This is a genomic window from Chitiniphilus eburneus, assembly GCF_005048205.1.
GTDB classification, from domain to species: Bacteria; Pseudomonadota; Gammaproteobacteria; order Burkholderiales; family Chitinibacteraceae; genus Chitiniphilus; species Chitiniphilus eburneus.
This window is the reverse complement of sequence record NZ_SUMF01000007.1, coordinates 73,887-88,425: the sequence shown is the minus strand read 5'-3', so window position 1 is coordinate 88,425 and position 14,539 is coordinate 73,887. Positions and strand designations below refer to the sequence as shown.

General features: G+C 60.3%; 12 protein-coding genes. All 12 read left to right on the top strand.

Annotation, left to right across the window (positions count from 1 at the left end):
* Positions 1-26 precede the first annotated feature (26 nt).
* Positions 27-434, top strand: coding sequence for a sugar 3,4-ketoisomerase (locus FAZ21_RS08800; RefSeq protein WP_136773033.1), 408 nt, complete (start codon positions 27-29; stop codon positions 432-434).
* Complete coding sequence (locus FAZ21_RS08795) at positions 418-1,608, top strand: formyltransferase family protein (RefSeq protein ID WP_136773031.1); 1,191 nt, start codon at positions 418-420, stop codon at positions 1,606-1,608. The genes FAZ21_RS08800 and FAZ21_RS08795 overlap by 17 nt, the downstream gene beginning before the upstream one ends.
* A 43-nt stretch (positions 1,609-1,651) precedes the next feature.
* Positions 1,652-2,725 (top strand): CDP-glycerol glycerophosphotransferase family protein, encoded by a 1,074-nt coding sequence (locus tag FAZ21_RS08790; RefSeq protein WP_136773029.1) that lies wholly within the window; start codon positions 1,652-1,654, stop codon positions 2,723-2,725.
* A 17-nt stretch (positions 2,726-2,742) separates the two neighbouring features.
* Positions 2,743-7,191 (top strand): glycosyltransferase, encoded by a 4,449-nt coding sequence (locus FAZ21_RS08785; protein WP_136773027.1) that lies wholly within the window; start codon positions 2,743-2,745, stop codon positions 7,189-7,191.
* 244 nt (positions 7,192-7,435) lie between these two features.
* Positions 7,436-9,061 (top strand): flagellin N-terminal helical domain-containing protein, encoded by a 1,626-nt coding sequence (locus FAZ21_RS08780; protein ID WP_136773025.1) that lies wholly within the window; start codon positions 7,436-7,438, stop codon positions 9,059-9,061.
* Positions 9,062-9,148: 87 nt separating this feature from the next.
* Positions 9,149-9,529 (top strand): flagellar protein FlaG, encoded by a 381-nt coding sequence (locus FAZ21_RS08775; RefSeq protein WP_211243415.1) that lies wholly within the window; start codon positions 9,149-9,151, stop codon positions 9,527-9,529.
* Between the two features lie 42 nt (positions 9,530-9,571).
* A complete protein-coding gene (gene fliD / locus FAZ21_RS08770; RefSeq protein ID WP_136773023.1) occupies positions 9,572-11,623 on the top strand; it encodes a flagellar filament capping protein FliD in 2,052 nt (683 codons plus the stop codon).
* Between the two features lie 20 nt (positions 11,624-11,643).
* Complete coding sequence (gene fliS / locus FAZ21_RS08765) at positions 11,644-12,111, top strand: flagellar export chaperone FliS (RefSeq protein ID WP_136773021.1); 468 nt, start codon at positions 11,644-11,646, stop codon at positions 12,109-12,111.
* Positions 12,098-12,418 carry a flagellar protein FliT gene (gene fliT, locus FAZ21_RS08760; RefSeq protein WP_136773019.1) on the top strand — a complete coding sequence of 107 codons (321 nt, stop codon included), beginning with the start codon at positions 12,098-12,100 and terminating at the stop codon, positions 12,416-12,418. Before fliS ends, fliT begins: the two co-directional genes overlap by 14 nt.
* 185 nt (positions 12,419-12,603) lie before the next feature.
* Positions 12,604-12,990: a DUF2802 domain-containing protein gene (locus FAZ21_RS08755; protein WP_136773017.1), complete on the top strand. Its 387-nt coding sequence runs from the start codon at positions 12,604-12,606 to the stop codon at positions 12,988-12,990.
* 81 nt (positions 12,991-13,071) lie between these two features.
* Entirely contained in the window at positions 13,072-14,169 is a 1,098-nt protein-coding gene (gene fliK, locus FAZ21_RS08750) for a flagellar hook-length control protein FliK (protein WP_136773015.1), read from the top strand.
* The gene (locus FAZ21_RS08745; protein WP_136773013.1) at positions 14,159-14,536 is read left to right on the top strand and encodes an EscU/YscU/HrcU family type III secretion system export apparatus switch protein; all 378 of its coding nucleotides are present in this window, start codon (positions 14,159-14,161) and stop codon (positions 14,534-14,536) included. The genes fliK and FAZ21_RS08745 overlap by 11 nt, the downstream gene beginning before the upstream one ends.
* Positions 14,537-14,539: the final 3 nt, after the last annotated feature.

Genomic DNA, 14,539 nt, shown 5'->3' with positions numbered 1-14,539 from the left:
TTGCACATAGGGTTAATTGAAAGACAATGAACATCAAGCTGATGCAATTGCAGAAACACGGTGACGAGCGAGGAGCGCTGATCGCCCTTGAAGAGGTGCGCAATGTACCTTTTGCGGTGAAACGCGTTTATTACCTGTTCGATACCCAGCAAGGGGTGCGCCGTGGTTTCCACGCCCACCGCGTGGCACGCCAGATGGCTGTTGTGGTACGGGGAAGCTGCCGTTTTCTGCTGGACGACGGCCGGGAGCAGATCGAGATGCTGCTGGAACACCCGGCGCAAGGCCTGCTCATCGAGCCGATGATCTGGCATGAAATGTACGATTTTTCACCCGATTGTGTCCTGTTGGTGCTGGCGGACGATTACTACAACGAGCAGGATTACATCCGGGATCGCGTGATTTTCCAACAGTTGGCCAATGATGCTGCCGGCTAATATCTGCATTGCGGGCAAGAACAGCATTGCCATCGAGGTGCTTGAATACGCATTGGCACATTATTCCGGCTGCCGTTTTTTTGCGTTATGCAATCGCAACGACACCGGCCTGGATGGATGGCAACGTTCTTATGCGGCGCGGGCCAGGGCATTGCAGGTGCCGCTCATCGAAATGGATCAGGCTCAGCAATTGCCCGATTGCGTATTCATTTCACTGGAATACGATCGTCTGCTAAAGCCCGGCCGCTTTGTTTCCGCGCGGCTCTACAATATCCACTTTTCCCTCTTGCCGGCCTACAAAGGGATGTATACCTCCGCTTGGCCGATCTTGCGAGGGGAGGCGGAAAGCGGCGTCACTTTGCATGAGATCGATGCCGGCATCGATACCGGGCCGATTGTCGCGCAACGGGCGTTTCCCATTGACCCGGACATGACCTGCGCCCAACTGTACATGGCTTATCTGCGCCATGGCACGGCGCTGGTGTGCGAGCAACTGGATGACATCCTGCATCGGCGGGCGAACAGCAGGCCGCAGCCCGCGCTGGGTGCCTCCTATTATTCGCGTAGCAGTATCGATTATCAGCAACTGCAACTCGATCTTCACAAGACCGCGATAGAGATCAAGCGACAAATCCTCGCCTTTGCCCATCGTCGCTACCAGTTGCCTCGATTGCATGGGGAAGCAGTGGTTGGCGCCAGCGTGGTGGAGGACGTTCGCAGCGGATTGCGCCCTGGCGAACTGGTGCGTCGCACGGATGACAGCCTGGTGATTGCCACCATCGATTACGATCTGGAGGTTTATATCGATCGGCTGAGTATTGTATTGCAGGCATGCGAATCAGGGCAGGCCGACATCGTGAGGCGGCTTCTGCCCAATCTCGGCTATATCGATGAAAAAAATGATCGCGGTTGGTCGGCGTTGATCGTGGCTGCTTATCATGGCCAGGTCGAGGTGATGCGATTGCTGCTGGAGGCCGGCGCCGATCCGAACGACAGCAATTTCAATGGAACCACGGTGCTGATGTATGCAAAGGATGCCGCACTGCGGCATGGAGACAACGCACCGATGCAATTGTTACTGGCAGCAGGCGCCGATCTGGCAAGGCGCGATTACCGTGGTCGTGCCTTGATCGACTATCTCGACGAGCAGCAGGCCCGTCAACTCGGTATTTGAAGTTTTCAATCTTCGCGGCACGGCACAAGGAGTGCGCTCACCCATGAAACCGCAAGTGGTCTGTTACTGCTTCCATATATCCCACGTATTGAATCTGGGGCGCATTCCCGAGCTGTTGGCCAAGGCGGGTTGGCAGGTGCGTTGGTTGAACGCGTTTCCGGCCGAAAGCTTTCCGCTGAACCGCGTGGAAGGGATCGAATACCATTTCGGTGTACCGCTCGAGGCCGTGGGTGGTCAGAGTGCAGATCTTTATCTGAGTCCGTTCGTGGGTCAGGCGGCGCACTTTCCACAAGGGGCGCTGCGGGTGCACTTCCTCGTATCGTTGACCAGCCTGGAAGGTGTCTACGACGAGGCCATGTTCGATCACTACGACGTCATCGCCTGCGCGGGCAAACACCATATCGATGAGTTTTCCGAGTTGGGACAGCGCCGGGGATGGCATAACAAGATCCTGTTGCCGTTGGGCTATCCCAAACTGGATGGTCAACGGCTACAGTTGAGCGAATCGCATCTGCAGCCCCCCGATGACTGCCCCACCGTGATTTTCGCCCCGACACACGCGTATTACATCAATCGCGGCTTTTCGGTGCTGCGCGTCCATGGCGAGCAGATCGCAGCGGCAATCCTGGACGAAGGAATGCGTTTTGTCTTCCGGCCGCATATGGAATCCTGGCGCGATCAGGATCGGCCGGTGGTCGAGCAGATCGTGAGCCGTTTCGAGGGGAATCCGCGCTTTGTCCTGGACCGGAGCGGCAACTATTTCGAGCGCTACGCGCAGACCAACATGATGATCACCGATATCTCGGGCACCGGCTTCACCTATGCATTCACTTTCGGCCGGCCGGCACTTTATTTCGCGCCGAACCAGGCGGAAGAAAAGGGAAAGCGCGGCATTCAGTTCCAGCACCGCGACAATATCGGTCTGGTAGCGCGTCAGTTGGATGAATTGGTGCCGAAACTGCGTTTGATTTCGCGGCATCAGGATTTTTTGAAAAAGCAGATTGCCGAGTTCCGTGACTGGCTGTTATTCAACCCAACCACCAGCGAACAGTATTTCGCCGATGCAGCGCCCCTGCTGATCCAGCGAAAATCGGCTGACGGTTGGCATCGGATTTAGGAGCCGGATTCAATCCCATGATCAAACAAGAATCTATCGACGTTACCGTCGCGGTAATGTCCTACAACAACGCACGATTCATCGGCCAGACCGTGGAGTCGGTGCTGGCGCAAAGTGGCGTTTCGCTGGAGCTGATTGTTTTCGACGATTGCTCCACCGACGACAGCGTTGCTGTCTTGCAGCAATACGCGAACGATCCCCGTTTCAGACTGGAGATCAATCCGCAAAACCTGGGGATGATGGGCAATTACAATCGATGTCTCGATGCCGGTAGTGGTCGCTATGTCGTGGTGCTGGGCTCGGACGACGTGATTTATCCGGATCATCTGGCATCGTTGTTTGCCGCCTTGGAGCTGCATCCGGAATCCGCGCTCGCCTATACCCAATGCAACTGGATCGACGACGACGGCAAGCTGGTGCGCTATGCCGAGCATCCTGGGCATTGTCCCCACTCGTATTTTGGCCATCGCGACGAAATCGTGAATCTGCTGAGTCACGATAATTACATCACGCCGTCGGCGGTCATGTTGCGACGCGACGCCTATCCACGGTTCCGCCTTCCGGGCGGCACGGTACACCGGCCTGATCTGGTAGCCGGCGATTGGGAATTGTGGACGCGCATCGCTCGTCAATTCCCCGATTTTGTTTTCCTGCACCAGCCCAGCGTTGGCTATCGCGTGCATGGCGGGCAGATTTCGCAAAGCTTTTATGGCTCCGAGAAACCGCTGGCCGAACATACCGAGATTCTGGAGCTGAATCTCGCCGACCCCGCTACGCGGGAGCGTATGCGGGCTGGCGCGGCGCGGATCTGGGGGCTGTATGCCCAGCGTGCCTCGGGCTACAGCGAGGAGGTCCGGGCGAAGTACGAGGCACGCGCGGCGGCGATCCACCAGCAATTGTTCGGCCCGGCGACGGCGGCTGCACAGCAGGTGTCGTTGCCTGGCCCCAACGCGCCGCTGTTTACCATCATTATCACCACCTACAACCGCCCGCAGATGCTGCTGGATGCACTGGCCAGCGTGGCGGCGCAGACCTGCCGCGATTTCGAGCTGGTGCTGGTCAACGATTGCGGCGAGCCGGTCGAGCATTTGCTCCAGCAATGCGATTTTCCGATCACCTATGTGCGGCACGATACCAACCGCGGCCTGTCCGCAGGGCGCAATACCGCCTTGCGCCTCGCACGCGGGCGACATGTCTGTTATCTGGACGATGACGACATGATGTATCCGAACCATCTGGAGGTTCTGGCTGCGGCGATCGGCCAGGATCCGGAGGTGGTGTATTACACCGATTCCTGGTACGTGAACGAAGAGGTGCTCGAGAACGGCCAGCGCATCACCGGGGCCCGGGCGATCCCTTATCCGCACAATGTATTCTCGATAGAACGCCTGCAGGTCTCCAATTACATCCCGGTGAATACCTGGTGCCATCCTCACCGCGCTTTTGCGCGGGTTGGCGGCTTCGATGAAACGTTGCCGGCGCTGGAAGACTGGGAAATGCTGCTGCGCCTGGCTGGCAATTATCCGCTGGTGCATTTGCAGACCCCGACGGTGGAAGTACGGGTGCGCGAAACCGAGAAGGATCGGATGTCGCTGCGGCAGCGCAAGAACTTCCCCGCATTGTTCCGCAAGATCTACGAGCGCCATGGCGGGGTCAAATCAGAGCAGGTACGCCTGGCGCGCGAGCAGATGCTGGTCGATCTCGAAACCCCGGCCAATCTCGAAGAGAACCCGGTCAGCACGCTCAGCGGCAAAGTGGCCCCGCCCGCCGGGGAGGGCGATTATGGCAACTGGCTGGCGCAACAACGTCTGACGTCGAGTGAAGGCAGGCACTTCGATCTCCGGATGGAAAGCTGGAGCCTGCAGCCGGCGATTGCCGTCGTGGTACTCGATCTGCTGGGTAACACCCGGCAGGTGGTGGAAACGCTGAATAACGCGGGCGATCAGTTGTACAAGGCCGCGTCGATACTCATCGTGTCGTGCAATGCTGCGCCGCCCTCGGCCGACAGCGAGCGCGTGCACTGGATTCAGGCGGGGGATGACTGGCCAGCCCGCCTGAACGACGCAGTGCGCCAATCGAGCGCCGACTGGTTGTTCCTGCTGCACGCGGGCGATCAGCTCGAGCCGGCGGCATTGCTGCATCTGGCCGAGGGAATCAACCAGTACCCCGAGCTGACCTGCGCCTACGCCGACGAAGATACGATGCAGCCGGCCGGGGGGTATGGCGATCCCATCTACAAGCCGGATTTCAACCTGGATCTGTTGCGTAGCATGCCCTACGTGGGCCGGGCCTTCGCGATTCAGCGCCAGTGCCTGCTCGATCTGGGCGGCTGGCCGGTGACGCTGGGCGAAGCGGGGCATCTGGAGCTGCTGTACCGCATCCTGGAAGAAAAAGGCTTGCATACCATCGGCCATCTCGACCATCTGCTGTACCACAGCCTGCAACCCTTCGGCGCCTGGATCGCACGGGAGGACATCGCTGCGGCCGCACGGGCCGCCGCCAGCGCGCACCTGCAACGCATGGGCATTTCCCACGAAATCCAGCCGGGGGCTGCGCCGGGATTGCAGCGTGTGCTGTACCAGCACGCGGTTCAGCCCTTCGTGTCCATCATCATCCCGACCAAGGATCAACTGCCGATGCTGCGGCGGTGCGTCGAAACGCTGATGGAGAAGACGGCCTATCCGAACTACGAATTGATCGTGGTGGATAACAACAGCGAAACCCCGGAAGCCAAGCGCTACCTGGATAACCTGGTGTCGTTGCAATCGGACCGGGTGCGCGTGCTGCGTTATCCGCATCCGTTCAATTTCTCGGCGATCAACAACGCGGCGGTGCACGAAGCGCGCGGCGATTATCTGGTGCTGTTGAACAACGATACCGCCATCGTCCGGCCAGACTGGCTGGATGCCTTGCTCAACCACGCACAGCGCCCTGAGGTGGGGATCGTCGGAGCCAAGCTCTATTACCCGGACAGCCGGGTTCAGCATGCCGGCGTGGTGATGGGGTTGCGCGGCCCGGCCGATCACCCGTTCGTGGGGTTGCCAGGCGATTCGCCCGGCTATATGTACCGTTTGCAGCTCGACCAGAACTATGCCGCCGTGACTGCTGCCTGCCTGATGATCCGCAAGGCGATCTACCTGGCGGTCGGGGGCATGGACGAGCAGGACTTCAAGGTGTCGTACAACGACGTGGATCTCTGCCTCAAGGTGCGCGAGCAGGGCTATCTCACGGTGTGGACGCCTTATTCGGTGGTGCTGCACGAAGGCAGCGTCAGCCAGAATTCGGTTGATACCGCCGCGCTCAAAGCCAAGCAGAAGCGTTTCGAGGGTGAACAGAACGTGATGTACGGCAAATGGTGGCCGGTCATCGGTCACGATCCCGCCTACAACCGCAACCTGTTGCTGAGCGGCAATGGCTTTGAGCTGGAGCGGCGCAGCCTGCTGACGCACCGGCCGTTGTCGTGGAACCCGGCGCCACGCGTGCTGGCCCACCCCGGCGACACCATGGGTTGCGGACATTACCGGATGCTGCAGCCGTTCAAGGCGATGGAGGACGCGTTGCTGATCGACGGCGGCATCTCCTTTGAACTGCTGCCGCCATACGAGCTGGCCAAGTTCAATCCGGACGCCATCATCCTGCAACGGCAGAACACCGAAGAGCAGATCGAGTTCATCCGCCTGATGCGCGAAGCCACGCCAGCGTTCCTGGTCTACGAGCTGGACGATTACCTGCCCAATCTGCCGATGAAAAGCGCGCACCGGGAGCACCTGCCCAAGGACGTGCTGAAGTCGATGCGCAAGTCGTTGTCCCTGGTGGATCGCTTCGTTGTGTCCACCGCACCGCTGGCGCAGGCCTATTCAGAGCTGAGCCTGCATCGCGACATTCGCGTGGTGGAAAACCGCTTGCCGCTGGGCTGGTGGGGCAATCTGCCGGCCAGCGAACGGCGTGCCGGCAACAAACCGCGGGTTGGCTGGGGTGGCGGCATCAGCCATACCGGTGACCTGGAGCTGATTGCCGACGTGGTGAAGGAACTGGCTGACGAGGTGGAATGGGTGTTCCTGGGCATGTGCCCGGACAAGCTGCGTCCCTACGTGCACGAGTTCCATGCTGGCGTGCCGATCGATCAGTATCCGGCCAAGCTGGCCAGCCTGAATCTCGATCTGGCACTGGCGCCGCTGGAACAGAACCTGTTCAACGAGTGCAAGAGCAACCTGCGCCTGCTGGAATACGGCATCTGCGGCTTCCCGGTGGTGGCGACGGATATCGTCTGCTATCGCAGCGGCCTGCCCGGTGTGACGCTGGTGAAGAATCGCTTCCGCGACTGGGTGGACGCGATCCGGGCCCACCTGGCGGATCTGGATGCCACGGCCGGGCTGGGCGACCAGTTGCGCGAGGCGATCCGCAACGACTGGATGTTGCAGGGCAAAAGTCTGGAACGGTGGCGTCAGGCCTGGCTGCCGGATTGAACCGGCGCCTGGGTCGATTTTAAAAAGGGCCACCATTCGTGGTGGCCTTTTGGGTGGGGATGTTGTGGTGCACCATGGTGGGAAAAGGCTTCACAGCCGGCCAGCAGCCTGGGATTCGGGGCATATGAGAAAAAAAACATATTCCGGCTAAAGTTAGCCGACGGCCCGTCGATAACGGAAACAAGGGCATCGACATCCGCCCGAATGACCGTCCCAGAAAAGTGTTCTCTCGAGGAGAAACCTCATGCAAGTCATCAACACAAACGTTCCGTCCCTTAACTCCCAACGGAACCTGAACAACTCCCAGACCAGCCTCACTACGTCGCTGCAACGGCTCTCCTCGGGTTTGCGCATCAACAGCGCCAAGGATGATGCCGCCGGTCTGGCGATCTCCCAACGCTTCACGTCGCAGATCCGCGGTATGGATCAGGCACAACGCAACGCCAACGACGGTGTGTCGCTGTCGCAGACCGCCGAAGGCGCGCTGTCGCAAATGACCGACATGCTGCAACGGGTTCGCGAACTGGCAGTTCAGGCCGGTAACGCCACCAACACCGCCAGCGACCGCGATGCGATCAACGCCGAAGTGGCCTCGCTGACCGCCGAACTGGACCGCACCGCGCAAACCACCCAGTTCAACGGCCAGAAGTTGTTCGACGGCACGTTCACCGCCGCCACCTACCAGGTTGGCGCCAACTCCAACGAAACCATCACCGCCACCACCGCCAACCTGCGTACCACCCAATACGGTACCTATCAGATGGGCGCGGGCAACGGTACTGGCGCCAAGTCGATCAGCAACTTCGTGACTGGCTCTTCCACCTACGCCGCCGGCGGCACGGGTACGGTGAATTCGACTGGCGTTGCGGTATCTGGCGGCGGCGGCACCTTCAGCATCAACGGTACGTCGATTTCGGTGACCGGCACGGACATGGCGCGCGATATCGCGGCCAAGATCAACCAGGCCAACACCGGTGTGAAGGCTACCGCGCGGACCGAAACCGTTCTGTCGCTGGGTACCGGCACGTTTACCCTGGCCGTTGGCTCCAAGAGCGATACGTTCCAGTCGGTGTCGTTCAACGTGTCCGATGCCAACAACAACGGCACGGTGGATGCGGACGAATACGCTCAGGCGGTGTCGGCGTTCAACCAGAAGTCGTCGCAAACCGGCGTGACCGCGCAGGTCGAAACCTTCCAGGATTCCAGCGGTACCACGCAGTACGGCATCAAGCTGACTTCCGACGACGGTGCCAACATCGTGTTGAGTTCCGCCAATGGTGTGGCCAGCGGCATGGGTGGCGCGGTGACCGCCTGGAACTTCGATACCGCCAACTCGAACGATGCGACTCAGTACCTGTCGAGCAGTTCGGTGTTCACGGCTGCAACAACTGGCTCCGTGACCTTCGCCGGCCAGGTGACCCTGAACTCCGCCAACTCGTTCTCGGTGACCACCAGCGGTGCTGGCTTTACCTCGGGTGTGATGTACTCTGCGGCCGCCGCCAGCAAGACCACCACCTCGTTCGCTTCGGGTTCCACCTACCAAGCTGACCTGAAGACTGTGGAAAAGCTGGATGTGTCCTCGGTGGACAAGGCAACCCAGGCCCTGCGCGTGGTGGACGATGCACTGACCCGCATCAACGACCAGCGTGCCAAGTTCGGTGCCCTGCAAAGCCGCTTCTCGGCAACGATGGCCAACCTGGCAACGACTTCCGAGAACATGTCGGCAGCACGTAGCCGGATTCAGGACACGGACTTCGCTTCGGAAACCGCGAACCTGACCCGTGGCCAGATTCTGCAACAGGCCGGTACTGCGATGCTGGGTCAAGCCAACTCGCTGCCGCAACAAGTGTTGAGCCTGCTGCGCGGCTAAGCCAGCAAGTCGATTGATCACCCTTAGGTGATTGAGCCCCGATCGAGCAGCAGCTTGATCGGGGCGTTTCCACAAGGAGAGTGAATCATGCAAATTCAATCGATAGGCACTTCGATGGGCTTGCCGCTGGACCTCCAATCCGATGCCGCAATACGCCAGACCGGGGGCGCTCCGCCTGCGCCATACGCCGGGGCGGATCTGTTACCCAATGCCGTAAAGGGCGCGCAGGCCGCTCAGGACCAGACCTCGGTGGAGGATGCGCTCAAGAAGTTGAACGATACGGTCAAGCTGCTTTCCAACAGCAATTCATTGCGCTTCTCCATCGACGACGACACCGGCTCGGTGGTGGTCAAGGTGATGGATGGCGAAACCGACGAAGTCATCCGTCAGATCCCCTCGGAAGAAGTGCTGGCCATTGCCAAGGCAATCGATCAGTTTCGGGGGATGCTGATTAAAGAACAGGCTTAAACTGCCGATCATAAGTACTGACGTGTCTAGAGGAATATAAAAATGGCTATCTCATCCGCAGGTTTGGGCTCGGGGCTCAACGTAAACGGCATCATCTCGCAGCTTATGCAGATCGAGAGCCAGCCGCTGGACAAGTTGACCACTCGCATCAAGGAAGCACAAACCAAGATTTCCGCGATCGGCTCGTTGCAAAGCGCACTTTCGGCTTTCCAGGCGCGGGTGCTGACGCTGTCGAGCAACAGTGCATACAAGAGCGTGCAAGGGAGCCTGGCTGACAGTGCCATCGGGAGTGTCACCACCTCCTCGATTGCGCAGGCCGGCAGCTACAGCCTGGCGGTGTCCCAGCTGGCGCAAAGCCAGAAGCTGAAGTCCGATGTATTCAGTACTGCCAGCTCGCCCGTGGGCACCGGCAAGCTGACCATCCAGTTCGGTACTTACGACGATGGCGGTACCAGCTCGGACAAGAGCGACGACAAGTTTTCCGTCAATGGTGACAAAGGCGCGCTGACGATCGATATCGACAGCACCAACAACACCTTGACCGGTCTGCGCGATGCCATCAACAACAAGAAGGCTGGTGTCACCGCGACCATCATCAACGACGGGGGCGGCTATCGATTGCTGCTTTCCTCCACCGATAGCGGCAGCGCCAACAGCCTGCGTATCCAGGTGGAAGACACCGATGGCGACAATACCGACGCCAGCGGCCTGTCGCGCTTTGCCTATGACCCGACCGGCACCACCAACCTGACCCAGACCCAGGCGGCCCAGAACGCGCTGTTCACGCTGGACGGCATCGAGATCAGCAAGGCCACCAACTCGGTCAGCGATCTGCTCCAGGGCGTAACGCTGAATCTGCAAAAGGTCAGCGCAACCGATACCGTTTCCGGCAAGCCGGTTGCCACCACGCTGAATATCAACCGCGACACCAGCGGCGTGAAGAAGTCGGTTCAGGACTTCGTCGATTCCTACAACGAATTCGTGAAGGGTGTGGACAGCCTCAGTTTCTACAACGAAGAGGACAAGACCAGTGGCCTGCTGACCGGCGACTACGTGATCCGTTCGATGCAGAATTCCATCCGCTCCACCTTGAACGAGCGCCTGGGCGACGGCAGCTTTTACCAAAGCCTGAACGACGTCGGGATCAGTTTCGGCAAGGACGGCAAGATGACACTGGATTCGAGCAAGCTGCAAAAAGCGCTCGATACCCGGCCGGACGATGTGGCCAGCCTGTTTGCGCAAAACGGCGTGGCCAGCGATGCGCGGGTCAGCTTCACGTCCTCCACTGCGACCACCAAGACCGGCAAGTACGACATCCAAATCACCCAGCCCGCCACCCGCGCGATGCTCAAGGGCGATACCATCGATCCGGCCGGCCCCTTCGAAATCACCGAGGGCGTGAACGATACGATGATGGTGGCCGTGGATGGCGTCTCTTCCAAGCAGATCAAGCTGACCGCCGGCAGCTATGCGTCCGCCGGGGCCCTGGCCGCCGAAATCCAGTCGCAGATCAATGGTGATACCAACCTGAAGGATGGCGGCGTTTCGGTATCGATGGCGTTCAACAGCGCCACCAACCAGTTCGAGATGGCCTCCAGCCGCTATGGCAGTGCCTCCAAGATCCAGATCACCAGTACGGGTGCGGGTACCGACCTGTTTGGCCTGAAGGTCGGCCAGATGAATACCGGCAAGGATATTGCCGGCACCATCAATGGCGAGGCGGCAAAGGGAAGCGGCCAGGTGTTGAGCGGCTCGGGTGCCTCGGAAGGGCTCAAGCTCACCATCACCGGCGATACCACCGGCAACTATGGCACGCTGTCGCTGAGCCGTGGTTTTGCCAGCCGGCTCGACCAGACCTTGTCCACGTTGCTGTCCGACAAGGGCACGGTGCAAAGCCGGATCAACGGGCTGAACCAGAACATCAAGGATCTGAATACCCAGGGCCTGACCTTGAATCGCCGCCTCGACGAGACCGAAAAGCGTTATCGTGCGCAGTTCACGGCGCTGGATGTGCAGATGTCCAAACTGAACAACACCAGCTCTTATCTGTCGCAACAGCTTTCGATGTTAAGTAGTCTTGCCTCGGGCAAGTAACGCTTTATAAGGGTCGCATCATGTCAGTCGGTGTACAACGCGCGCTTTCCGCCTATGGCAAGCAAGGGCTGGAGGCCACCATCGAAAGCGCCAGTCCCGGGCAATTGGTCGTCATGCTGTACGAGGGCGCGATCAAGGCGATCCATCTGGGCAAGCTGCATATGCTCAATGGCGAGATCCCGGAGAAAGGCGCGTCGATCAGCAAGGCTATCGCGATCATCGACGAGGGTTTGCGTATTTCGCTGGACAAGGAGCAGGGCGGGGAGCTTGCAGAGAATCTGGAAGCGCTTTACCTCTACATGACTGGCAAGCTGTTCGAAGCCAATCTGGAAAACAACCCCGATCTGCTCGATCACGTGGTCGGCCTGCTGAGCGACCTGAAAGAGGCCTGGGAAAGCATTACCGCCGCGCCTGTGGTCGCAGCACCCGACGCCAGCGCGCCGCAGGCAGCGCCCGACCGTGGAACACTGAGTTATGGAAGAGCTTGATACCACCCAGTTGCTGACCGCCTTCAACCTGCTGACGCGGCGCATGCTGGGCGAGGCGCGTAATGCGCGTTGGGATGACATGCTGGCGGATCAGCAGGTATGGCTCACCTTGCAGGATGAACTACGCGATATCCAGTGGGAAAACTATTCTCCGGAGCAGCGCGATGTCCTCAAGACGCTGCTGGTGGATACGCAGCAGGCCATCGACGAATTGACGGCATTGTGCGCGGTATGGCGGCCGCAGTTGGCGGCCATGCTCAATGGCCTGCACAACTCCTCCAGATTGCGCAGCGCCTACCGCGTCTGACGGTGTTTTCCGGTGTGCGGCGCCCCGCTGGTGCGCTGCCCCGGGTTGCTCCCGCGGGTGGCAGGCATGACTACGAATCGGATGTGCGTGCCGCAGATCGTTCGCGACCTTCAACGAGGTCGCCATTCTGGTCGCGGCGGTGGCATGATCACAAATGATCCGTAACGCCCAGGGAGCGGGCAAGCATGAATGGCATTGTCGTCACCTGGCCACAACTCCTTTATCTGGGTCTGGTGCTCATCCTGTTCTATGTCGCCGAATTGCTGCTGTTTCTGCGCAAGGCGCGTCGGCAGCCACGCGACTACGAGCTTATCCAGCGCCAGGAGACCCTGGAGGACCATGTCGCCTTGCTGCATCGTGAGATCGAAGCCCTGAAAATCCGGCTGGCCGCTTCGTCGCACTTGCAACAGGAACCGGTCATCGACGCATCGTCGGCGGAAACGCCCTACGCCCATGCGATCCGGATGGCGCGACAAGGCGCGGATGTGGAGGACATGGTTCGCGAATGCGGCATCAGCCGGGGCGAGGCGGATCTGATCGCGGCGCTTTATCGCGCTGAACGGCAGGGCTGATCCGCCGATGCGTGCACGACCCGGTGCGGGTGGGGCAAGCCTGCCGCGCCGGACATCCATCACCTAACGAGCGGGTTTCAAATGTTGCCGGGCAACCCAGCAGCCAGTGTGCTGCAACTGTATGTGCGCACCCAGCAGGGCCTGGTCGAGGTCCTGAAGCCGTCGCCCGACGAGGCGGCGCGCTATACGCCGGGCGAGCGCGTGCATGCCACCGTGGTCGAGCAGATGCCCAACGGGCGATTCGCCGTGCTGGTCAAGGATCAACTGCTCGACCTGAACCTGCCCCGCAATACACAGCCCGGCGAGGAGTTCGACCTCACCGTCGTGGCGCGCGATCCCAAGCTGACCTTCGCCATGGCGCAGACGCAGACGGCTGCGCCCCAAACGCGTGAAGCGGCGTTGAGCCAGGCTGCCCGCTACCTGACCACCTTGCTCACCGGTAGTCGCGGCGATGCCGGCAAGGCAACGGTCACCTTGCAAGGCAACGAGCCACTGTTCAATGGCAAGCCCGATGCTTCCCAGTTGGCCTCGCGCCTGTCCGGGGTGCTGTCCGAAAGTGGATTGTTCTACGAATCGCATCAGGCGGAATGGGTAAACGGCCAGCGCAGCCTGCAAGCGTTGCTGCGTGAGCCGCAAGCGCAACTGCCGCGTTCGGTACCCGATCCGCAGAATGCCCAGCAAACCACCGGCAAGGGCCACAATGCCGAGGAACTGGCCCAGATGCGCAACAGTTCGCCCAGCCTGGATCGCATGCTGAATGCCCATGACCAGCGGCTCGGCGTCGAAGCCCAGGCGCTGCTCAAGGGGCTGGTGCAACAGCAACTGGATGCCATTGAGCAACGTCCGGTGATCTGGCAGGGGCAGGCCTGGCCGGGGCAACCCCTGAAATGGCAACTGGAGCTGGAAAACCAGCGTGACGCCGACGGTCATGTCGATACCGAGGCACAACGCTGGCAGACCCGCCTCGATCTCGACTTGCCCAATCTGGGTGGTGTTTCCATCATCGCGACCTTGTACGAAGGGCAGTTCAACCTGCAATTCTCGGCTGAACGCCCCGATACCGTTGCCCGGTTGCGCGATCATCAGTCCCAGCTTGGCCGGCAGTTCGACGCGGCGGGGCTCACCCTTGGCGTCACGCAGTTCGAAGTAGGCCAGGAGGCTGCGGCCGATGGCGCGTAAGGTCGTTCGCAGCACGCCGGATCGCCAGCAGGCGGTGGCGCTGGCTTATCAGGAAGGCAGTGGCTCGCCGCGCGTGGTTGCCAAAGGGCAGGGCATGGTGGCCGAGCGCATCATCGAGAAGGCGCGTGAAGCCGGCGTGTTCGTCCACGAATCACCCGAGCTGGTCGCCATGTTGATGCAGGTCGATCTGGACCAGCGCATCCCGCCCCAGCTTTATCGCGCGGTGGCCGAATTGCTCGCCTTTGTCTACCTGGTCGAAGCCGGCTCCATGGTGGAGGCGCCGATGTTATCTTTGCCGGACCTGATTTCCGACACCGGGGCGGCATCCTCCGAGCCGCCCGCTTCACCCGCCCCCGACCGCCGCTGATCG

Coding starts and splice junctions, on each gene's coding strand:
- fliT (WP_136773019.1), top strand. CDS start 12,098: ATGGAAGAGCTTGATACCACCCAGTTGCTGACCGCCTTCAACCTGCTG.
- FAZ21_RS08800 (WP_136773033.1), top strand. CDS start 27: ATGAACATCAAGCTGATGCAATTGCAGAAACACGGTGACGAGCGAGGA.
- fliK (WP_136773015.1), top strand. CDS start 13,072: ATGTTGCCGGGCAACCCAGCAGCCAGTGTGCTGCAACTGTATGTGCGC.
- FAZ21_RS08755 (WP_136773017.1), top strand. CDS start 12,604: ATGAATGGCATTGTCGTCACCTGGCCACAACTCCTTTATCTGGGTCTG.
- FAZ21_RS08785 (WP_136773027.1), top strand. CDS start 2,743: ATGATCAAACAAGAATCTATCGACGTTACCGTCGCGGTAATGTCCTAC.
- FAZ21_RS08745 (WP_136773013.1), top strand. CDS start 14,159: ATGGCGCGTAAGGTCGTTCGCAGCACGCCGGATCGCCAGCAGGCGGTG.
- fliD (WP_136773023.1), top strand. CDS start 9,572: ATGGCTATCTCATCCGCAGGTTTGGGCTCGGGGCTCAACGTAAACGGC.
- FAZ21_RS08780 (WP_136773025.1), top strand. CDS start 7,436: ATGCAAGTCATCAACACAAACGTTCCGTCCCTTAACTCCCAACGGAAC.
- FAZ21_RS08790 (WP_136773029.1), top strand. CDS start 1,652: ATGAAACCGCAAGTGGTCTGTTACTGCTTCCATATATCCCACGTATTG.
- FAZ21_RS08775 (WP_211243415.1), top strand. CDS start 9,149: ATGCAAATTCAATCGATAGGCACTTCGATGGGCTTGCCGCTGGACCTC.
- FAZ21_RS08795 (WP_136773031.1), top strand. CDS start 418: ATGATGCTGCCGGCTAATATCTGCATTGCGGGCAAGAACAGCATTGCC.
- fliS (WP_136773021.1), top strand. CDS start 11,644: ATGTCAGTCGGTGTACAACGCGCGCTTTCCGCCTATGGCAAGCAAGGG.